Origin of the sequence: Sinorhizobium sp. BJ1, from assembly GCF_002531555.1 — a bacterium.
In the GTDB taxonomy this organism is placed as follows: domain Bacteria; phylum Pseudomonadota; class Alphaproteobacteria; order Rhizobiales; family Rhizobiaceae; genus Sinorhizobium; species Sinorhizobium fredii_B.
In genome coordinates this window covers 116,440-138,144 of record NZ_NWTH01000016.1, presented here as the reverse complement: position 1 = coordinate 138,144, position 21,705 = coordinate 116,440, and the positions used below count along the sequence as shown (strand labels likewise).

At 62.7% G+C, this 21,705-nt stretch carries 17 protein-coding genes; 6 read left to right on the top strand and 11 right to left on the bottom strand.

Annotation, left to right across the window (positions count from 1 at the left end; all coding sequences use genetic code 11):
• The first annotated feature begins 116 nt into the window (after positions 1-116).
• A complete protein-coding gene (gene recG / locus CO676_RS20210; protein WP_097522387.1) occupies positions 117-2,222 on the top strand; it encodes an ATP-dependent DNA helicase RecG in 2,106 nt (701 codons plus the stop codon).
• Positions 2,223-2,246: 24 nt separating this feature from the next.
• On the opposite strand, the gene CO676_RS20205 is transcribed toward recG, so the two are convergent.
• The 5 genes from CO676_RS20205 to CO676_RS20185 form a co-directional block, all read right to left on the bottom strand.
• The gene (locus tag CO676_RS20205; RefSeq protein WP_041414376.1) at positions 2,247-2,939 is read right to left on the bottom strand and encodes a DUF502 domain-containing protein; all 693 of its coding nucleotides are present in this window, start codon (positions 2,937-2,939) and stop codon (positions 2,247-2,249) included.
• A gap of 19 nt (positions 2,940-2,958) precedes the next feature.
• On the bottom strand, positions 2,959-3,456 hold the full coding sequence (locus tag CO676_RS20200) for an N-acetyltransferase (protein WP_097522374.1): 498 nt from the start codon (positions 3,454-3,456) through the stop codon (positions 2,959-2,961).
• Positions 3,453-5,279, bottom strand: a complete 1,827-nt coding sequence (glmS, locus tag CO676_RS20195; RefSeq protein ID WP_097522373.1) for a glutamine--fructose-6-phosphate transaminase (isomerizing) — start codon at positions 5,277-5,279, stop codon at positions 3,453-3,455. Before glmS ends, CO676_RS20200 begins: the two co-directional genes overlap by 4 nt.
• Positions 5,280-5,424: 145 nt before the next feature.
• Positions 5,425-6,795 (bottom strand): bifunctional UDP-N-acetylglucosamine diphosphorylase/glucosamine-1-phosphate N-acetyltransferase GlmU, encoded by a 1,371-nt coding sequence (gene glmU, locus CO676_RS20190; RefSeq protein WP_097522372.1) that lies wholly within the window; start codon positions 6,793-6,795, stop codon positions 5,425-5,427.
• Positions 6,796-6,989: 194 nt separating this feature from the next.
• On the bottom strand, positions 6,990-8,636 hold the full coding sequence (locus CO676_RS20185) for a Na/Pi cotransporter family protein (protein ID WP_097522371.1): 1,647 nt from the start codon (positions 8,634-8,636) through the stop codon (positions 6,990-6,992).
• A gap of 365 nt (positions 8,637-9,001) precedes the next feature.
• Between CO676_RS20185 and CO676_RS20175 the strand changes: the two genes are divergently transcribed.
• The 5 genes from CO676_RS20175 to glp are packed head-to-tail and all read left to right on the top strand — an operon-like array spanning position 9,002 to position 14,464.
• Complete coding sequence (locus tag CO676_RS20175) at positions 9,002-10,894, top strand: peptidylprolyl isomerase (RefSeq protein ID WP_097522370.1); 1,893 nt, start codon at positions 9,002-9,004, stop codon at positions 10,892-10,894.
• A gap of 17 nt (positions 10,895-10,911) precedes the next feature.
• Positions 10,912-11,925: an anthranilate phosphoribosyltransferase gene (trpD, locus tag CO676_RS20170; protein WP_097522369.1), complete on the top strand. Its 1,014-nt coding sequence runs from the start codon at positions 10,912-10,914 to the stop codon at positions 11,923-11,925.
• Between the two features lie 9 nt (positions 11,926-11,934).
• Positions 11,935-12,750, top strand: a complete 816-nt coding sequence (gene trpC / locus CO676_RS20165) for an indole-3-glycerol phosphate synthase TrpC (RefSeq protein WP_097522368.1) — start codon at positions 11,935-11,937, stop codon at positions 12,748-12,750.
• The gene (gene moaC, locus CO676_RS20160; protein ID WP_097522367.1) at positions 12,750-13,244 is read left to right on the top strand and encodes a cyclic pyranopterin monophosphate synthase MoaC; all 495 of its coding nucleotides are present in this window, start codon (positions 12,750-12,752) and stop codon (positions 13,242-13,244) included. Before trpC ends, moaC begins: the two co-directional genes overlap by 1 nt.
• Positions 13,244-14,464, top strand: coding sequence for a gephyrin-like molybdotransferase Glp (glp, locus tag CO676_RS20155; RefSeq protein WP_097522366.1), 1,221 nt, complete (start codon positions 13,244-13,246; stop codon positions 14,462-14,464). Before moaC ends, glp begins: the two co-directional genes overlap by 1 nt.
• A 69-nt stretch (positions 14,465-14,533) precedes the next feature.
• Here glp and CO676_RS20150 read toward each other — a convergent pair whose 3' ends face one another.
• From CO676_RS20150 to CO676_RS20125, 6 genes are all read right to left on the bottom strand, one after another.
• Positions 14,534-15,829 (bottom strand): hemolysin family protein, encoded by a 1,296-nt coding sequence (locus CO676_RS20150; RefSeq protein WP_014764361.1) that lies wholly within the window; start codon positions 15,827-15,829, stop codon positions 14,534-14,536.
• A 145-nt stretch (positions 15,830-15,974) separates the two neighbouring features.
• Positions 15,975-16,715 carry a FadR/GntR family transcriptional regulator gene (locus CO676_RS20145; protein WP_179875568.1) on the bottom strand — a complete coding sequence of 247 codons (741 nt, stop codon included), beginning with the start codon at positions 16,713-16,715 and terminating at the stop codon, positions 15,975-15,977.
• Between the two features lie 267 nt (positions 16,716-16,982).
• Positions 16,983-18,053, bottom strand: a complete 1,071-nt coding sequence (locus tag CO676_RS20140) for a BMP family ABC transporter substrate-binding protein (RefSeq protein WP_097522386.1) — start codon at positions 18,051-18,053, stop codon at positions 16,983-16,985.
• A 41-nt stretch (positions 18,054-18,094) separates the two neighbouring features.
• Positions 18,095-19,015, bottom strand: a complete 921-nt coding sequence (locus CO676_RS20135) for an ABC transporter permease (RefSeq protein ID WP_014764358.1) — start codon at positions 19,013-19,015, stop codon at positions 18,095-18,097.
• Positions 19,015-20,109 (bottom strand): ABC transporter permease, encoded by a 1,095-nt coding sequence (locus tag CO676_RS20130; RefSeq protein ID WP_097522365.1) that lies wholly within the window; start codon positions 20,107-20,109, stop codon positions 19,015-19,017. Before CO676_RS20130 ends, CO676_RS20135 begins: the two co-directional genes overlap by 1 nt.
• Positions 20,099-21,673, bottom strand: coding sequence for an ABC transporter ATP-binding protein (locus CO676_RS20125; RefSeq protein ID WP_097522364.1), 1,575 nt, complete (start codon positions 21,671-21,673; stop codon positions 20,099-20,101). Before CO676_RS20125 ends, CO676_RS20130 begins: the two co-directional genes overlap by 11 nt.
• Positions 21,674-21,705 lie beyond the last annotated feature (32 nt).

Here is a 21,705-nt window from a genome sequence, read left to right as displayed (position 1 = left end):
GAACGTCCTTCCTGCCACCCGCCGCCACGGCGGATCGTGTCCACGGGCTCTATAAACGCTGGAAAGCGGCTTGTCAGCCTTGCCAATGCCGGATTTCTTGTCGCAATTTCATGACCATGCGCCCTGCCCTGCTCGATCCGCTGTTTTCACCGCTCGATAGCCTGCCTGGCATCGGCCCCAGGACCGGCGAGCTTTACGCCCGCCTGCTTGGACGCGAGTCGATCGACGACTGCCGCGTGATCGATCTCCTGTTTCACGCTCCTCATTCGCTGATCGATCGGCGCCGGCAGCCCGGCATCGCCCATGCGCCGCAGGGCTCGATCGTCACCATTACTGGCCGCGTGGATCGGCACCAGCCATCACCGCGCGGCCGACCGAACGTGCCCTATCGCGTCTTCCTACACGACGATACCGGCGAGTTGGCGCTCACCTTCTTCCGGGTCAAGGGAAACTGGCTGGAGAAGGCCCTGCCGATCGACGAGACCGTTATTGTCAGCGGCAAGGTGGACTGGTTCAACGGACGCGCCTCGATGGTGCATCCGGACTATATGGTCCGAGCGGCCGAAGCCGAAAGCCTGCCGCTCGTGGAACCGGTCTACGGGCTGACCGCCGGCCTCTCGCCGCGGCCGCTGCGCAAATCGATCGAAGCGGCGGTGGCGCGGGTTCCCGATCTGCCCGAGTGGATGGACGAGACATTGCTGCGCCAGCAGGGCTTCGAGAGCGCGAAAGACTGTTTTCATCGCCTTCATCATCCGCGCGACGAAACCGATATCGCTCCGCAGGCACCGGCGCGCCGGCGGCTCGCCTATGACGAGTTTCTGGCCGGCCAGCTATCGCTGTCCCTGGTGCGCCAGCGCTTACGCAAAGTTGCCGGAGTCCCGGTTCACGCGACAGGGAAGTTGAGTCGACCGGTCATCGCCGCCCTGCCCTTCTCTCTCACGGCCAGCCAGTCAGGCGCCGTCGGGGACATCCTTGCCGACATGTCCGGCAGCGAGCGCATGCTGCGTCTGTTGCAGGGCGATGTCGGTTCCGGCAAGACCGCCGTTGCGCTGATGGCGATGCTTGCGGCTGTCGAATCCGGCGGCCAAGCCGTGCTGATGGCGCCGACGGAAATTCTCGCACGGCAGCACCATGCGACGCTTGCGAAGATGGCGGCGCCGGCAGGCCTCACGATCGACGTCTTGACCGGCAGGACGAAGGGCAAGGAACGCGACGCAATCGTCGAGCGCATCGCCTCCGGCGAGACCCAGATGGTCATCGGCACGCACGCGCTCTTCCAGGACGCCGTCAGTTACCGGCAACTCGTGCTGGCCGTTGTCGATGAGCAGCATCGCTTCGGCGTTCACCAGCGGCTGCGGCTGACGGCCAAGGGCATTTCCCCGCACATGCTGGTGATGACGGCGACGCCGATCCCGCGCACGCTGGTGCTGGCGGCGTTTGGGGACATGGACGTCTCGAAGCTGACGGAGAAGCCCGCGGGGCGCAAGCCGATCCAAACCGTCACTATCCCGACCGAGCGCACCGACGAAATCGTCGACAGGCTCTATTCGGCACTCAGCCAGGGCAAGAAGGCCTATTGGATCTGCCCGCTGGTCGAGGAATCCGAGGAGACGGATATCATGTCCGCCGACGAGCGGTACCAAAGCCTTGTACAACGCTTCGGCAAGGACGTCGGACTCGTTCATGGCCGCATGGCAGGGCCGGAAAAGGACGCTGTCATGCTCGCCTTCAAGAATGGCGAGATTCGCGTGCTGGTGGCGACGACGGTGGTGGAGGTCGGGGTCGATGTTCCCGATGCGACGATCATGGTGATCGAGCATGCGGAGCGTTTCGGGCTTGCGCAGCTGCACCAGTTGCGCGGCCGCGTCGGGCGCGGCGACGAGGCTTCGACCTGCATCCTGCTTTACAAGGGACCGCTGAGCGATGCGGGACACGCGCGCCTTTCGATCCTGCGCGATACCGAGGACGGCTTCGTGATCGCCGAAGAGGACCTGAAGCTGCGCGGCGAAGGCGAATTGCTCGGAACGCGGCAATCCGGCACGCCCGGATTTCGCATCGCCAGCCTCGAGGCGCATGGGGATCTTCTGGAGATCGCCCGGAAGGACGCCGCCTATCTCATCGAGCGCGACCCGGACCTGACGACGGAGCGCGGACAGGCTTTAAGGACACTGCTCTATCTCCACCGGCGAGACGAAGCGATCCGCTTCCTGCGCGCCGGTTGACATTTGGGATTGGGCGAAGGGGCGTCACGCCCTTTTCTGCTGCGTGATGGTCCGTGGCGGTGCGTTGGCGAGCGGCTTATGGTCTGGCGTGACGAGACCGCCGGAAATCAGGAGCTTGGCCGCATCCTCGGCACTCATCTGCAGCGGGACAATCTTGTCGCGCGGCACGAACAGCAGGAAGCCGGCGGTCGGCAATGGCGTCGGCGGCAGGAACACGGCCACCATATCCATGCCGCGCTCGTCGAACTTGGCAGCGATCTCGCCCTTCACGTCGGTCGCGATGAAGACCAGCGACCAAAGCCCGGGACTGGGATATTCGATCAGCCCGGCCTTCTTGAAGGAGGAGGATTGATCCTGCAGCACCGTCTGAAAAATCTGCTTCAGCGACTTGTAGATCGTCCGCACGAGCGGCATGCGGTCGAGCAGCGACTCGCCGAAATTGATGATCGAGCGGCCAACGAGGTTCGCCGTCAGGAAACCGACGAGGGTGATCACGAGGATGGCGACGAGGAGGCCGAAGCCGGGAATTGCCACCGGCAGGTAGTTATCCGGATTGTAGAAGCTTGGCAGATAGGGCTTCACCCAGCTGTCGGCCCATTCGATGAAAGAGCGAACCAGCCAGACCGTTATTGCCACGGGCGCGCAGATGATCAGGCCCGTGAGGAAGTAGTTGCGTAACCGAGCTGCGATCATGCCGCCTCTGGAACCTTCCGTCATGCTGATGCCACCAAAACCCTCAGACCGGCCCGAATGCCGGATGGTAGCTGACCGTGCCGGAAACCTTCGCCTCGGACAAGGCCAGCGTCATAAAATATTGCGGCGCACAACCCGGAAAGACAAGAGCGGGATCGTTTCGGAAACCAAACCTACCATAGAAAGCCGGATTTCCCGCCAAGACGCAGCCGGAAGCACCGAAATTTCGAAGCATATCCAGCCCTTGTCGGACGAGCGCGCTACCCGTACCACGTCCTTGCCGATCCGGCCGCACGGACAGAGGACCGAGCCCATACCAGCCGGACGCAAAGGGCGTGATCGTCACGGGCGAGAATGCGACGTGGCCGATGACCTCACCACGCTCCTCGGCGACGAGGGACAGCGTCAACGCGCCCTCGGCGCGCAGGCGGTCGATGATCAGCGGCTCGGTCTGATCGCCATAGGGCTGTCCCGCGAAGGCCGCTGCCGTCACGTCGTGGATCGCCGCGTGATCGCGATCGGTTTCCGGTCGGATGATCATTCCACGGTGACCGATTTGGCCAGGTTGCGCGGCTGATCGACGTCCGTCCCCATGAAGACCGCCGTGTGATAGGCGAGCAGTTGGACCGGCAGCGAGAAGATCATCGGCGCGACGATCTCGTCGACATTCGGCAGCACGAGCGTGTGCATCGTGTCGAGCTTCGATGCGGCAGCACCCTTCTCGTCGGTGATCAGGATGATCCGTCCGCCGCGCGCCGCCACCTCCTGCATGTTTGAGACGGTCTTGTCGAAGAAGCGGTCATGCGGCGCAATGACGATGACGGGCATGTTCTCGTCGATCAGCGCGATCGGCCCGTGCTTCAGTTCGCCGGCCGCATAGCCTTCCGCGTGGATGTAGGAAATCTCCTTGAGCTTCAGGGCGCCTTCCATGGCGAGTGGGAAACTCGTGCCACGGCCGAGATAAAGCACGTCACGGCATTTCGACAATTCGCGCGACAGGAATTCGATCTTCGGATGGATGCTGTTGAGCACCTGCCCCATGAGGCGCGGCATTTCCGCAAGGCTTCTCACCAGCGCCTGTTCTTCCTGCTCGCTGACGGTGCCGCGCGCCCTGCCCGCACTGACCGCGAGGGCAGCCAGGACGGCGAGCTGGCAGGTGAAGGCCTTGGTCGAGGCGACACCGATTTCGGGTCCGGCGAGGATCGGGAAGACGGCGTCGGACTCCCGCGCGATGGTCGATTCGCGCGTGTTGACGACGGCGCCGATCTTCAAGCCGTGCTCCTTGCAGTAGCGCAGCGAGGCAAGCGTATCGGCGGTCTCGCCCGACTGCGAGATGAAGAGAGCGGCCGACTGCGGCGACAGCGGGATCTCGCGGTAGCGGAACTCGGAAGCGACATCGATTTCGACCGGCAGGCGCGCATAGCGCTCGAACCAGTATTTGCCGATCAGGCCGGCCAGGTAAGCCGTTCCGCAAGCGGAGATCGCCAGGCTTGGCACCTTGGCGAAGTCGATATCGTCGGAAACCGGCAGCACCCGATTATCGATGAAGTTGATGTAATGGCTGAGCGCGTGGGAGATGACCTCCGGCTGCTCGTATATTTCCTTCTCCATGAAATGGCGATGGTTGCCCTTGTCGACCATAAAGGCGGCGGCCGTGGACACCTGGCGCGGCCGCGTGACGACGTTGCCGTCCATGTCGAAGATATGGACGCCGGTCTTGCCGATCACCGCCCAGTCGCCGTCGATCAGATAGGTGATTTCATTGGTGAAGGGCGCCAGGGCGATGGCATCGGAGCCGAGGAACATCTCGCCGTTGCCATGACCGATCGCCAGCGGCGGGCCGTTGCGGGCCGCCATGATCGTCGATGGATCGTCTTCGAAAAGAATAGCGAGTGCATAGGCGCCCCTCACCCGCTTCAGCATCGCATGCATCGCCTCGCGCCGTCCCAGGCCGTCGCGGCGAAATCTCGCCAGGAGCTGGGCGACGACCTCGGTATCGGTCTCCGTCTGGAATTCGGCACCCGACTCCGAAAGCTCGTCCTTCAACTCGGCAAAATTCTCGATGATGCCGTTGTGAACGACGGCGACGCCATCAGTGAAATGCGGATGGGCATTGCGTTCGGTTGGAGCTCCGTGGGTCGCCCAGCGCGTGTGGGCGATGCCGATGGTGCCGGCCAGGGGCTCCTCTTTCAGCCTCGTCTCGAGATTGACGAGCTTGCCCTCGGCGCGGCGGCGGTCAAGCGCTCCACCCTCGATTGTTGCGACGCCGGCCGAATCGTATCCCCGGTATTCCAGGCGCTTCAACGCATCGACCAGCCGCTCCGAGACCGGCTGCTGCCCGACGATACCCACAATCCCGCACATGTCATTCTCCGTTCCGTCGCACGCCGGTTGTGGCGTGTCAGATCAAATGCAGCGACCCCGTCGCCAATGTCGAAGCCTTGGTAGCGAAATTATCGCGCGAAGCAATCCGCTGCGATTTCACTTTCAGTTTCAATGATTAACGAGACTATTCGGCAGCTTTGACCTTCTTTTTGGCCGCTTTTTCGGCCTCGTAGCGCTCCCGCAATATGGGAGCCCGGCCAGGCTTGATCTCCTGCCGTGCCCGGCCGAAAGCCACGGCATCGGCCGGGACGTCCTCGGTAATCACGCTGCCGGAGGCGACGAGCGCCCCGTCGCCGATCGCCACGGGAGCGACGAGCGACGAGTTCGAGCCGATGAAGGTATTTTCGCCGATCCGCGTGACGTGCTTGTTCACGCCATCATAGTTGCACGTGATGGTGCCCGCGCCGATGTTCGAGCCGGCTCCGACGAAGGCATCGCCGATATAAGTAAGGTGGTTCACCTTGGCGCCGGCGCCGATCTCCGCCTTCTTCACCTCGCAGAAATTGCCGACCTTCGATTTCGGACCGAGATCGGCGCCCGGACGAAGACGGGCGAAGGGGCCGACCGTCGCGCCCGCGCGGACATAAGCGCCTTCGACATGCGAGAAAGCGTGGATGATGGCGCCGCTCTCGACACGCACCCCGGGGCCGAAGACCACATTCGGCTCCACCAGGACATCCTGGGCGAGCTCAGTGTCCCAGGCAAGGAAGACCGTTTCGGGCGCGATCATCGATACGCCGGCCAGCATCAGTTCCTGGCGACGACGTTGCTGCCAAAGACGCTCGATATAGGCGAGTTCGGCTCGCGTGTTGCACCCGGTCAGTTCCTCCTCCGGCGCCTTGACGGCAATCGCCCGGCCGCCGAACGATCGGACGATCTCGACGAGGTCGGTAAGATAGTATTCGCCCTTGGCGTTGGCATTGCCGATGCGGCCGAGGAGATCGAGCGCCTTGCTGCCGCTGATCGCCATCAGCCCGCCGTTACAATAGGTGATGCGGCGCTCCTCTTCCGAAGCGTCCTTGTGCTCGCGAATCGCAAGCAACTCCCCATCCTTGACGATCAGACGGCCGTAGCCGGTCGGATCCGCGGTTTCGAAGCCGATAACAACAACATCATTGCCCTCGGCCAACTGCTCGCGCGCCGCCTTCAGAGGTGCGGCGGTGATGAGCGGCGTATCGCCGAAGACGACGAGAACGTCGTCATAGCCCTTTTCGATCGCCTCACGCGCCGCAAGGACGGCATGCGCCGTTCCCAACCGTTCCTTTTGCAGGAAGGAGGAAACCTTTGCAGAGCCCGTCGTCGCGGCAGCCGAAACGGCCTCCGCGTCCCGGCCGACGACCAGGGCAACGTCGGAGATGGATGCATTTGCCAGGGCGTCGACGACATGGGCAATCATCGGCCTGCCTGCCACCGGATGCAGCACCTTCGACGTGGCCGATTTCATCCGCGTGCTTTCGCCCGCCGCCAGGATGATCGCCAGGCAAGTCCGTTCCATACTCTGCTCTCCTTGGTATTCTTCGGGTAATTGCGTGCCCGTCGCCCGATTCGACGCGTGCTGTCAGCAAATTATTGCGAAAAGCATATATCGCACAATCACGTCCCGTTAACCCGGTTAAAAAGCGATGGTGGCTCCTCTATCTCGGGGAAGTCCCGCCGCGCCTTCCACGTGGCGTCAGGTAATCGTCGACATCATGCCTGCGGCCGTAGCCTGCTCTCCGTCAAAAGGCCGCTCTCTTCGACGATTGGATAGGCGACAGACGCGATGTGCGCGTTGACGCGCTTCAGATCTCTGAGCATGTCGAGATGCAGCGAACTCGTCTGCAGGCTTTCAAGCAGGCCGTCGCGAAGGCGCTCGAGATGCCGTTCCGACGAGCGTTTCTCCATGTGACGTACATCGACCTTGACCTCGATGAGGTGACGGGCAAGGTCCGCATTGCGCGAGACGAAGATCGTCTGGGCAATACGCAGATTGTCGAGGGTCAGATCGAACAGGTTCTTCAGTTCCTGATAGCCTTCGTCGGAAAATTTCAGACCGTTGGCCACCTTCTTGCGGATCTGCTCGCAAAGGCCCTTCTCGATGATGTCGCCCATGTGCTCGAGATTGATCGCATAGTCGATGATGACGATCGAGCGGCGTCCGTCTTCTTCGTTCAGCCCGTGACGTCCGAGCCGTGACAGGAAAATCTTCACTTCCTGCTGCAGCAGATCGACCTGTCTTTCCATCTTTCCGATGTCGCCGAGTTCACTCAGGTCATTCTTGTTGAATGCGGACGATGCCCGGATGAGCATCGCCTCGATGAGGTCTCCGACCCGAAGCACCTCCCGTGTCGCGCCGGAGAGCGCCATGACAGGCGTATCGAGCGCCGCGACATCAAGATAGCGCGGACCCGTCTCGCTTACCTCTTCGTCCGGGATCAGGCGGCTCATCATCCGCGACAGCAATCCTGCAAAAGGCCAGGCGATCAGCGCGACGACCAGATTGAAAAGAAGGTGAACATCGACCGGCAGGTTCTGTCGCGGCAGCGGTAAGCTCTGCAGCATCTCTGCGTTGATACCGGCAAGCGGAAGCGCGATCAGACATCCGATACCGCGCACAATCAGGTTGCCGAGCGTCACACGCCGAGCGCCAGGAGCCGCAGCGAGTGTAGCGATCACCGGTGGGATCGCGCCGCCCAGATTGGCTCCCAGCACCAACGCGACGGTCAAACCGGCCGAAAGCACGCCAGCGGACGATAGGGACAGCACCAGCATGACGATCGCCAAGCTCGAAGACGAGGCGAAGGCCAGGCCAGCCGAAATGAGCATGGCGACCGGCAAGGCGTTGTCGAGCATGCCCAGAAAGGCTCCCAGAGCCTCGGACTCACGCATCGGCTCCGTTGCCGTGCCGAGCAGCTCGAGAGACAGAAGCATCAGGCCGACACCGACCAGAGCGAATCCGCCACCCTGGCGCGCGCTCGACTGGCTCATTCGGTGCATCATCACGCCGGCGAGAATGAACAACGGCGCCAGCCAGCCGATGCCGATCGCAACGATCCATGCCGTCATGGCCGTGCCTAAATTGGCACCGAGCAGCACGATCTGCGCCATCCGCGACTTCACGAGGCCCTTCTCCACGAAGGATGACGTCATAAGGGCGGTGGCCGTGGAGCTCTGTAGGGCGAGCGTCGCAACCAAGCCCGTCGCGAATGCCCGCAGCGAGCCGCTCGTTCCGCGTGCCAGACCGGCACGCAGCCTCGATCCGAAGGCGCGCGTCACTCCCTCCTTGACCAGCGAAAGACCGAACAGGAGCAGTGCGACAGCCCCGAAAAGATTGACCATTACGATGGTGGATTGCATGGCATGGACATCCGCAACGGCCGCCGGGCTTCAAGTTTCTGACATATCGAAGACACGAATCCCCCTCGTTGACCATAGAGAGACCAGCCTGAAGCTGACAATTTTGCAGATTGATTTCAATTGCCGGCTAACGAATCCGACATCCGCTTTCTTGTTCGCGTCGATCCCCAATTTGTCGTAGATGGATGCCTTTGCGCAAGCGCCAGACGGCGCTCCGAAATTCGCCGGGCCGTCTATCTCCCGGGCCTCCGCTTCGCGGCATCGCGATTTACGACGGATCGGCCTTCAATTCCCATTTGGATTGTTCTAAGGAACGACATCATTCGCCGTAATGCCGCTGTACTGCAACGAGGTTTCTGCCCCCCATGCTCGACTCCCTGAGAAACGCCGCCCAGACGCGGATCGTCAAAGGCCTCCTGGCCATTCTCATCCTCTCATTCATGGTGTGGGGCGGTCAGACCTTGATGGTTACCGGGACATCCGATGCGGTGGTGACGGTCGGCGACGTGAAGGTCTCCACGAGCGACTACCGCCTTGCCTTCGAGCGTCAGCTGAGCCTGCTTTCGCGGCAGCTTGGAACGCCACTCACACGACAGCAGGCCCGCGCCTTCGGCGTTGAGCAGCAGGTCTATTCACAGCTCGTCGCAGGCGCCACCCTCGATCAGCTCGCTGAAGACATGAATCTCGGCCTCTCAGAAGACCGCCTCGCCAGACTCATCGGCGAGGACCCCGCCTTTCACGGCGCGAACGGCCAATTCGATCGGATGACCTTCTCGAGCGTGCTGCGCAATGCCGGGTTGACCGAGCAGGACTACATCAAGAACCGCAGCCAGGTGGCGGTTCGCTCGCAAATCGTCGATGCGCTCTCGGACGGGTTTGCGGCACCGACGATCCTCGTCGATGCCGTCGGCAAATACCGGCATGAGACCCGCACCGTCGAATACCTGATGCTCTCGAACGCAAATATCGATCCGGTCAAGGCGCCGGGCGACGATGTGCTCGCTCCCTGGTTCGAAAGCCACAAGACGAACTATCGCGCTCCGGAATATCGGAAGTTCAGCTACATCAAACTCGAACCCGAGGATCTGATGGCGACCGACGCGGTTACCGAGGAAGAGCTGCGCGCCGACTATGAAAAGCGGAAGGGAAGCTTCCGCACGCCGGCAACGAGAACGATCGAGCAACTCGCCTTTCCGTCCCGCGAAGCGGCCGACGCTGCAAGCGCAAAACTTGCCGCCGGCACCTCCTTCGACGATCTTATCAAGGCCGAAGGCAAGAACGCTACGGACGTTCTCCTCGGTGATTTCACCAAGGAGCAGATGCCCGACCAGAAAGTGGCTGAAGCGGCCTTCGCCGTCGCCAATGACGGCGGCGTGACGCCCGTCGTCGAAGGCGCCTTCGGCCCCGTCATCCTGCGCGTGACCAATATCCGCCAGGAAGCCGTTCGCAGTTTCGATGAAGTCAAGGAGGAGTTGCGCAAGGAGATCGCGCTGTCTGTGGCGCGTGATCAGCTCGTCGGCCTGCATGACAAGATCGAGGACGAACGGGCTGCTGGTGCGACCGTGAAGGAGGTCGCCGACCAATTGAAGCTCAAGCTCGCCACAGTCGACGCGATCGATGCGACTGGCAAGGACCAGAACGGTGACGACGTGACCGGGCTGCCGGAGCAACGCACTCTTCTCCAGGACGTATTCAAGGCCGAGGTCGGCCTCGAGACCCTCGCCGTCCATATCGGACGCGACGGCTACGCCTGGTTCGACCTCGAGGAGGTGATCCCTGCCCGCGATCGCACGCTCGACGAGGTTCGCGACGAAGTGGCTGCCGACTGGACGGCCGAGCAGCAGCGGGTGGCGCTGGCCGCCAAGGCGGCCGAACTGAAGAATCGGCTCAAGAAGGGCGCGAAGCTCGCGGACATTGCCACCGAACTCGGCCTTGTCGTCGAAACGAAGACCAGATTGAGCCGCTCCACCCAGGACGCGGCCTTGAGCCAGGCCGCCATCGCGGCAGCCTTCGGCGGCCCGAACGGACATGTCGCCAATGCGGCGGGCATGGGCGGCGAGGGTCAGATTCTCATGCAGGTGACGGGACTCGACGACAGTGCGCCCGCCAATGCGCTCGACAACGACAGCCGCCAGATCGAAGCGATCGCCCGCGCGAGCGGCGACGACATACTCGATCAGATGGTCGCAACGCTGCAGTCGGTCTATGGCGTATCGATCAACCAGACGCTTGCCGAGCAGGCATTGGCGCAACGCTGACGGACGAGGAACAACGCATGAGTGATTTGAAGCCGTTCGTCGCAAAAGTGGCCGCACGCGAGGCACTGAGCCGCGAAGACGCGCGAGCGGCCTTCGAGATCATCATGTCCGGAGCCGCCACACCGTCGCAGATCGGCGGTTTCCTCATGGCGCTGCGGGTGCGCGGCGAGACCGTCGACGAGATCGTCGGCGCCGTCAGCGCGATGCGGGCGCGTATGCTGCCGGTCGAAGCGCCTCAGGACGCGATCGACATCGTCGGAACGGGCGGCGACGGTGCCGGCACCTACAATATCTCGACGCTGGCATCGCTGATCGTCGCCGGCGCCGGAGTGCCGGTCGCCAAGCACGGCAATCGGGCTCTGAGCTCGAAGTCCGGGACGGCCGATGCGCTCTCCTGCCTTGGCGTCAAGCTCGATATCGGACCGGACACAATCGCCCGCTGCATCCGCGAGGCTGGCGTCGGCTTCATGTTCGCCCAGCAGCACCATTCGGCGATGCGCCATGTGGGTCCGACGCGGGTCGAACTCGGCACGAGAACCATCTTCAATCTCCTCGGCCCCCTCTCCAATCCGGCCGGCGTCAAACGGCAGCTCGTCGGCGTCTACGCGCCGCAGTGGGTCGATCCGCTCGCGGAAGTCCTGCGCGATCTCGGCTCCGAGAGCATCTGGGTCGTACACGGCGAGGGACTGGACGAGATCACCACGACGGGCGTGACCAAAGTTGCCGAGCTGAAGGACGGAAAGATCCGCAGTTTCGAGCTGACGCCGGCAGACTTCGGTCTGGCGGGCACCACGCTCGATGCCTTGAAGGGAGGCGACGGGGCGCATAATGCGGCGGCATTGCAGGCGGTGCTCGATGGCGAGGAGAATGCCTACCGGGACATTTCCCTTGCGAACGCTGCCGCTTCGTTGATGATAGCCGGACGCGCCAAGGATCTCGTCGAAGGCATGGAGGTCGCGCGCCAAGCGCTTTCGAGCGGCGCTGCCAAGACCGCCCTGCAGCGGCTGATCACCGTCTCCAACGCCGCCTGAGGAGAAGACATGACGGACATTCTGCGCAAGATCGAGGCCTACAAGCGTGAGGAGATCGCCGCCGCGAAATCGCGCGTTCCACTCGACGCGCTGAGGGCGCGGATCGCCGATCAGTCATCGCCGCGCGGCTTTCACGCCGCGCTTGCGGCGCGCCGCCAGAAAGGCGAATTCGGTCTGATCGCCGAAATCAAGAAGGCCAGTCCATCGAAGGGATTGATTCGCCCGGATTTCGATCCGCCTGGGCTGGCGAAAGCCTATGCGGCGGGCGGGGCTGCCTGCCTTTCGGTCCTGACGGATACGCCTAGTTTTCAGGGCGCCCCCGAATTTCTGACGGCGGCGCGGGCCGCCTGTTCGCTGCCGGCGCTGCGCAAGGACTTCATGTTCGATACCTACCAGGTCTTCGAAGCGCGCGCCTGGGGCGCAGACTGCATTCTGCTGATCATGGCATCGCTCACCGACGACGATGCACACCGTCTCGAAGACGCGGCGTTTGCGCTCGGCATGGATGTGCTCGTCGAGGTGCATGACGCGGAGGAAATGGAGCGAGCGCTGCGGCTGTCGTCTCCCCTCATCGGCATCAACAACCGCAACTTGAGGACGTTCGCGGTCGATCTTGCCGTTTCGGAACAGCTCGCGCCGATGGTCCCGGCCGATCGCCTGCTGGTCGGCGAAAGCGGAATCTTCACGCATGAGGACTGCAAGCGCCTCGAAAAGAGCGGCATCATGACATTTCTCGTCGGCGAAAGCCTGATGAGAAAAGACGACGTGGGGGCGGCAACGCGCGCGCTGTTGACCGGTTCCGGAAGCGCTCTGGCAGCCGAGTGATGAGCGGCCCGCGCCTCACCCATATCGACAGTGCCGGCGAAGCCCATATGGTCGACGTTGGCGACAAGGCGGAGACGGTGCGTGTCGCCGTCGCCGAAGGCTTTGTCCGGATGCAACCGGAGACGCTGGCCCTGATCCTCGAAGGCAACGCCAAGAAAGGCGATGTCATCGGCACGGCCCGGCTCGCCGGCATCATGGCTGCCAAGCAGACGTCGAGCCTCATTCCGCTCTGCCACCCGCTGATGCTGACCAAGATCTCCGTTGATATCGCGCCGGACGATGCCTTGCCAGGTCTGCGCGTCGAGGCAATGGCGAAGCTCAAGGGGAGGACGGGCGTCGAAATGGAGGCGTTGACGGCGGTGAGCATAGCCTGTCTGACGATATACGACATGGCAAAGGCCGCCGACCGCGAGATGGAGATCGGCGGCATTCGCCTCGTCAGCAAATCGGGCGGGCGATCCGGCGACTATCGCCGGGATGGAGACCAGGGCTGATGTCGCTGCTCCCGGTCGAAGAGGCCCTCGAAAGGGTACTTGCCCTGGCCCGGCCGCGGCTGAGCACGGAGCGGCTTGCGCTGCATGATTGCCTCGGCCGCGTGCTTGCCGAGGACACCGGAGCTCTGCTCACGCACCCACCTTTCGACAATTCCGCCATGGATGGCTATGCCGTCCGCCACGAGGACATCGCCGATGTCGGCGCCGAACTGACGGTGATCGGGCAATCGGCGGCGGGACGCGGATTTCGAGGCCGAGTTGGGCCAGGCGAAGCGGTACGCATCTTCACCGGCGCGCCGCTCGCGGACGGCGCCGATACCGTCATTCTGCAGGAAGATATCGAGCGCCTTGAGGGCAATCGGATTCGCACCCTTTTCGCGCCGGCGAAGGGCCGCCATATCCGATTGTCGGGACAGGACTTCGAAGAGGGTGAGATCACACTCCATGCCGGAAGCGTCCTCGATGCCGGCCGGCTGACGCTGGCCGCCAGTATGAACCAAGCGAGCCTGCCGGTCTTCCTCCGTCCAAAGATCGCAATTCTCGCCACGGGTGACGAATTGCTGCCGCCCGGCAGTTTGCCCGGGGCCGACCAGATCATCGCCTCGAACAGTTTTGGTGTTGCGGCGATCGCTCGCGAAAATGGCGCGGACATACTGGATCTCGGCATCGTTCGTGACGACCAGTCTGCGATTGCCGCTGCGGTCGCAAAGGCGCAGGCCGCTCAAGCCGACGTGCTCGTCACGCTCGGGGGAGCCTCGGTCGGCGACCATGATCTCGTGCAATCGACGCTCCTCGGCTGCGGTATGACGCTCGATTTCTGGCGTATTGCCATGCGTCCGGGAAAGCCGCTGATGGTCGGAGATCTCGCCGGCATGACGGTGCTCGGACTGCCCGGCAATCCGGTCTCGAGTCTCGTCTGCGCCCTGCTCTTCCTGGAGCCGTTGACGCGTAAGCTTGCACATCTTCCGCACCGTTCGCGGCTAATCTCGGCGAAGCTCGCCGCGCCGTTGCCTGCCAACGACCGCCGCCAGGACTATGTTCGGGCGCGCCTCTCCCGCGAGCCGGACGGCTCGCTGCTGGCGCACCCCTTCCCGCGCCAGGACTCGTCGATGACCAAGGTCTTCGCGCAGTCGGACGGCCTGATCGTTCGCCCGCCACAAACGCCGGCCGCGGCGCCTGGAGACCACTGCACCGTTCTCAAGCTTCGGGATCCGGCCTGAGACTGGCCGCAACGAGCATTTGTCGTAACGCTCGTGCGGGCTGAGGCGTCGCCCGGTCTTTTCCTTCCATCAGGCCGAATGTTCTTCGGCGCGGCGGCTGACAAGGATCTTGTCGATGCGGCGGCCGTCCATGTCGAGCACTTCGAAGCGATATCCGTGCGCCTCGGCGCAATCGCCTTCCTCCGGAGTCTTGCGCAACTGCTGCACCAGGAAACCCGCGATCGTCTCGAAATCGCCATCCATATCGATGCCTTCGATGCCGATCTGAAGATGAATTTCATCGATCGGCGTCCGACCATCGACGAGATAGCTGCCATCCTCGCGTGCACGAATATGGGCGTGCTCGATATCGTCGTAGTTCGACGGGATGACACCGACGATCGCCTCCAGGATGTCGGCGGTCGTTATGATGCCTTCCGTGCTGCCGTACTCGTCGACGATCATCGCCATGTTGACGCTCGACGCCTTGAAGGCTTCGAGAGCCTTGAGGCACGAGGCTGTCTCCGGCAGCGTCAGAATCTCGCGGACATAGTTGCGGATATCGAACGGCGCGGCGATCGTGGCGTTGAGGATTTCCTTTGCCAGCACCGCTCCGATCACGTCGCCGGCCGGGCCCTCGATGACCGGATAACGGGAATGGCCGAACTGCCGAATCTTGCGACCGATCGTCTCCAGGCTGTCATTGACGTCGATAAAGCTCACCTCCGTGCGGTGTGTCATGATCGATTTGACGTTCCTGTCGCCGAGCCGGATGATGCGCCGCAGCATCTCGTGTTCGCTCTTCTCGATCGCGCCGCTCTCCACGCCTTCGGCCATGATCGCATGCACTTCCTCTTCGGTGACGTGATCGGGATCCTCGGCCTGCATGCCCATCAGGCGCATCGCCAGGCGAGCGGCAGTCTCGAAAAGATAGACAACCGGCGCGACTATCCGCGAAAGCAAGGTCATCGGCCGTGCAACAAAAATCGCCAGGCCTTCCGAGTTCCTGAGCGCCAGCTGCTTCGGGATGAGCTCGCCGATCACGACCGACAGGAAGGTGATGAGCGTGACGACAAGGGCCACGGCAACCGTATTGCCATAGGGGTTTATCCAGGCAATCTCGTCCAGGACCGGTGCAAGCTTCGCCGCGATGGTCGCGCCGCCATAGGCGCCGGCCAGGATGCCGACGAGCGTAATGCCGACCTGGACTGTGGACAGGAACTTGCCAGGCTCCTCGGCAAGCCGCAGAGCATATTCGGCGCGAAGGTTTCCCTGCTTGACCATCTGACGCAGCAAGGGTTTGCTTGCCGAAACGATCGCCATTTCCGAGAGCGCAAAGAAAGCGTTGACCAGAAGCAGAAGAAGAATGACAAAAAGCTCGGACATAGGCTCCGTTCACCGCTCTTGGGAAGTCGGCAGATGAGAAACGACTGTTCTCTCAGATAGGCCACGGCGGCTGTGCGGGCAAGGCCAGTCTGGCGATCTGCGGCTTCCGCGGACGTAGCAGCGGTTGTACAGCGCAGCCGCGCCGTCAGTTCTTGCCGCTCTGCTCCGGATGGAAGGCTTTCTGGATTCGATCACGCCCGTATTTGATGACGTATTCCATCGCTTGCCGCGCGCCAACCTCATCCCTCCTGCCGATCTCCTCGACGATGCGGATGTGGTTGCGAGCCACCTCGTCTATGCCGCCCTTTTCGTCAGTCGGCGAACTCAATTTGAACACGCCGACCAAGGCCGCCTCGATCAGACCGCCGACCGTTCTGAGGAACGGATTTCCGGATGCTTCGAGAACGGAGAGATGGAACTTCAGGTCGGCCACTGCCAGCGTTTCAGCCGTGTGACTTGCGTCGCCCATGGCAACCGCAAGCCGCATCATGGTGGCAATTTCCGCATCGGTCGCGTTGCGCGCGGCCAAAGCAGCCGCGTGCGTCTCGAATGCGAGCCGCACCTCGCTCAGATGATAAAGGAAATCCTCGTCCACCCCACATGCGAAATGCCAGGTCAGAATATCGGCGTCGAAGAGATTCCACTCTTTCCTGGGTGTCACGCGCGTTCCGATGCGGGCACGGGGGACAATCATGCCCTTCGCCGCAAGCGTTTTCATCGCCTCGCGCAAAACAGTGCGCGACACACGGAACCGGAGTGCCAGTTCAGGGTCGCCGGGAAGAATGCTGCCGACCGGAAATTCTCCCGAAACGATCGCCTTGCCGAGTTGATCCACGACCTGCGCATGGCTCGTTCGCTTCGGTGTCCTGGATAATGACCGTATCAAGCAGGCTCTTGTTCACCCCGTCCCCCTCCAAGAGTGCCTCCTTGCCGCGGCAGGCGCTGTTTTTCATGTCGTCGCCCTGCTTCTCGTTCCGAGAGCAGAAGCTCACATAACAGTAGATCGAATATACGATTCCCGATAGTCCGACGTAGGCTTCCCGGCGCCCATCGGACGCGGTTCCCGTGCCGCATTGCCGATACCGTAAAGGACAAAACCCCACGCCTTTGCGTGGGGTTTGCAGAGACTTCAAAGGCCGATGCCCTTCCCGCTTTATTGCGGCAGTTTGTCGTCGACGCCTTCGACATAGAAGTTCATGCCGAGGAGCGTGGCGTCATCGGAAGATTCGCCTTCCTTGAGCCATGCCGTGCCGTCCTGCTTGTTGAGCGGACCGGTGAACGGCTTCAGTTCGCCGGACTTGATCTTCGCTTCCGTCGCTTCCGCCATCGCCTTCACGTCATCGGGCATGTTCGTGTAGGGCGCCATCGTCAGGATGCCGTCCTTCAGGCCGTCCCAGCTCGACGTCGTCTCCCACTTGCCGTTGAGGAAGGCCTGGGTGCGCTTGACGTAATAGGCGCCCCAGGTGTCGACGATCGCCGTCAGCTGGGTCTTCGGACCGGCGGCGATCATGTCGGATGCCTGACCGAAGGCCTTGATGCCGCGTTCGGCCGCAACCTGCATCGGAGCGGTCGTGTCGGTGTGCTGGGTGAGAATGTCGACGCCTTGGTCGATGAGCGCCTTGGCGGCATCCGCCTCCTTGCCCGGGTCGAACCAGGTGTTCGCCCATACGACCTTGATCTTGAAGTCCGGATTGACCGAGCGGGCGCCGATGACGAAGGCGTTGATGCCCATCACCACTTCCGGAATCGGGAAGGAGGCGATGTAGCCGGCAACGCCCTTTTGCGACATCTTGGCGGCGATCTGGCCCTGGATGTAGCGGCCCTCATAGAAGCGGCTGTTATAGGTCGCGACGTTCGGTGCGGTCTTGTAGCCGGTGGCGTGCTCGAACTTCACGTCCGGGAATTTCTGGGCGATCTTGACCGTTGCGTCCATGAATCCGAAGGACGTGGTGTAGATCAGACCGCAGCCCGAACGCGCCAGGCGCTCGATGGCGCGCTCCGCATCCGGCCCTTCCGGCACGTTTTCGAGGAACTGCGTCTCGACCTTGTCTCCCAGTTCCTTTTCGACCTGCTGGCGACCGATGTCATGCGCCTGCGTCCAGCCGCCATCGGTCTTCGAGCCCACGTAGACGAAGCAAATCTTGGCCTTTTCCTGGGCGCTTGCGACTGATGCAAAGCCGAGCACCGCAGTCGTGGTTGCGAGGGCGAGGAGTAGTTTTTTCATTTTTGACCTCTGTCGGTTCGAGTATTCCGTCTGGTTGTTGTTCACCGGTCCGGCACAAACGGTTTGCCGAGCGATGCCGGCGTGTTGATCAGGGTCATCCGCCGGTTGTGCGATATCAGAATGAGTACGACGATTGTCGCCAGATAGGGAAGCGACGAAAGAAACTGCGAGGGTATACCGATGCCGAAGGCCTGGGCGTGAAGCTGGCTGATCGAAACGGCCCCGAACAGATAGCCGCCGGCAACCACCCGCCAGGGACGCCAGGATGCGAAGACCACCAGGGCAAGCGCGATCCAGCCGCGGCCGGCCGACATGTTCTCGACCCATTGCGGCGTATAGACCAGCGAAAGCTGCGCGCCGGCAAGTCCTGCGCAGGCGCCGCCAAAAAGCACCGCCAGGTAGCGGGTTCGGATGACGTCGACGCCCAGGGCATGGGCGGAACCGTGACTGTCGCCGACGGCGCGCAGCTTCAGCCCCGAACGCGTTCTGAACAGAAACCAATGGATTCCCGCGACGATCGCGATCGACAGATAGAAGATCGCGTCCTGCCGGAAGATGAGCGGCCCGACAAACGGAACTTGCGACAGAAGCGGAACGGCGATCGGTTGCAGCTTGATGCCCTGCATTCCGAGGAAACTCTCACCCAGCATGCCGGAAACGCCAAGGCCCAACAGCGTCAGCGCGAGGCCGGTCGCCACCTGGTTGGCGACGAGCGTCAGCGTCAGAAAACCGAACAGCAGCGAGAACAACGCGCCGGCGGCGATACCCGCGAGCACGCCGAGGTAGGGCGAACCGGTCAGCTGCGTGGCAGCGAAGGCGCAGACCGCCCCCATGATCATCATGCCCTCGACGCCGAGATTCAGCACGCCCGACCGCTCGGCGACAAGCTCGCCGGCTGCGGCAAGGACGAGCGGCGTCGCGGCCGTGATGACACTCAGGAGGATTGCTTCGACGATACCCATCAGCGCGCCTCATCCGTCTTGAGCGCCGCGAATCTCTCCCTGACCAGTCGGATCCGATAATGAATGAGCGTGTCGCAGGACAGCACGAAAAACAGCAGCAGCCCCTGGAAGACGCGCGTCATCTTTTCGGACACGCCGATCGAAAGCTGCGCCGCCTCGCCGCCGAGATAGGTGAGCGCCAGGACCAGACCGGCAGCGATTATGCCGAGCGGATTGAGGCGCCCCAGGAACGCGACGATGATCGCCGTGAAGCCGTAGCCGGGCGAGATGACAGGCCTGAGCTGCTGGATCGCACCGCTCACTTCCGAAATGCCGGCAAGGCCCGCAAGCGCGCCCGAGAACAGCATCGAGAACCAGATCATCTTGCGCGACGAGAAGCCGGCAAAGCGCCCTGCCCGCTCGGACTGGCCGAGGACGGTGATCTCGAAGCCGCGCAGCGTGTAGCGCATCATGAACCAGACCAGGATCGCCGCGATGATCGCGAAGGCGAATCCCCAATGCGTGCGCCCCGAGGCGAGCATTTCTGGAAGGATGGCGTCGGCGCCGAACGTCCGGGTTTCCGGAAAGTTCATACCCTTAGGGTTGCGCCAGGGGCCGCGCACCAGCCAGTCGAGAAAGAGCTGGGCAACATAGACCAACATCAGGCTGGTCAGGATCTCGTTGGTGTTCATATGGGCCTTGAGAAAGGCCGGAATCGCCGCGAAAAGCGCGCCACCGATCATCCCAAGCACCAGCATCAGCGGCAGCACCAGCGGCGATTGCCAGTCGTAGAAGATGACTGGCAGGATCGAGCCGGTGATCGCCCCCATGATGAACTGGCCTTCCGCACCGATATTCCAGTTGTTGGAGCGGAAGCAGACGGAGAGGCCGACGCCGATCATGATCAGCGGTGCGGCCTTGATCGCCAGCTCGTGCAGCGACCACACCTCGCTCAGCGGCTCGACAAAGAAACTGTAGAGGGCCGCTATCGGGTTCTTGCCGAGCAGCGCGAACATGATGCCGCCGAAGACGATGGTCAGCGCAAAGGCGATGAACGGCGACAGGATGGAAAACAGCGCCGAGATCTTCGGGCGCTTTTCGAGCTCAATGCGCATGTGCCGCTCCCGCAGCTTCCGTGGTGCCGTGCATGCCCCCCATCAGCAGGCCGATCTTCTCGCGCGAGAGTTCGCGGGCGGGATAGGGATCGGAAAGCCGCCCCTCGCTGATCACGGCGATCTCGGTCGCCACCTCGAATATCTCATCGAGGTCCTGGCTGATCACCAGCACGGCGGAGCCAGCCTTGGCGAGATCGACGAGCGCCTGGCGGATCCGGCTCGCCGCCCCGGCGTCGACGCCCCAGGTAGGCTGGTTGACGATAAGCACGGCCGGCTGCCGGTCGAGTTCGCGGCCAACGATGAACTTCTGCAGATTGCCGCCCGAAAGGGAACCAGCCGGCGGGTCCTCGCCGCTCTTGCGCACGTCCATCGCCTCGGAAATTCGTTTGGCTGCCGCTTTGACCGCCCCCTGGCGGATGATCTTCAAGAAGCCGCCACCGAGAAAAGCGCGCCGGTCCGATTGATTGCGCGCCAGGACCAGATTGTCGGAAAGGGAGAGTGCGGCGACCGCGGCATGCCCATGCCGCTCCTCCGGCACGAAGCCGGCGCCCATCAGGCGGCGAGCATTGATGTTCTTGCTTCCGACCGGCTTCTGGCGAATTTGCACGGCATTATCGTCGGCCACCGGATACTCGCCCGAAAGCGCGTCGAAGAGCTCGCTTTGGCCATTGCCGGCAACGCCGGCAATCGCCAACACCTCACCGCCTCTCACCTTGAGACAGACGCCCTTCAGGGAAACCGCGAACGGCGTGCGCGCCGCAACCAAAAGATGGCGCGCTTCGAGTTGCACGTCGCCCTTGGTGTTCGTGCCTTCGGGCGTCACCACGGCCACGTCGTTGCCGACCATCATGCGCGCCAGCGAAGCCGGCGTCTCGACGCGCGGATCGCAGGCGCCGGTGACCTTGCCGTGCCTCAGAACCGTGGCGCGGTCGCAAAGGCGCTGCACTTCCTCGAGCCGATGGCTGATATAGAGGACGGAGCGCCCCTCCGCCTTCAGCTTCAACAGCGTTTCGAACAATCGGTCGGCCTCCTGCGGGGTCAGCACCGAGGTCGGCTCGTCGAGGATGATCAGCTGCGGATTCTGCAGCAGAGCGCGCACGATCTCGATGCGCTGCCGTTCTCCGACGGAAAGATCGGCGACATGCGCATTTGGATCGAGCGGCAAGCCGTAGAGGCGCGACAGCCGCGAAGCCTCTTCGGCAACGCGGGCAAGCGAAATGCTGCGATCCATCGAAAGCGCGATGTTTTCGGCGACGGTCAAAGCCTCGAAGAGAGAGAAATGCTGGAAGACCATGCCGATGCCGAGCTTGCGCGCGTCGCCGGGACTGGAGATGCGGACAGTGTCGCCCATCCACAGGATCTCTCCGGCGGTCGGCGCAAGCACGCCGAACAGCATCTTCACCAGGGTCGATTTCCCCGCCCCGTTCTCGCCGAGGAGGGCGTGAATTTCTCCGGGTTCTATGTGCAGATTGATCGCATTGCAGGCTGCGAACGAGCCGAACAATTTCGTCAGGTTGCTCACGGCCAGCAACGGACCGCTCGCAATTTGTCCCTTAACAGGCACGCTGCCCTCTTTTTCCCTCTTTCAAATCCCCT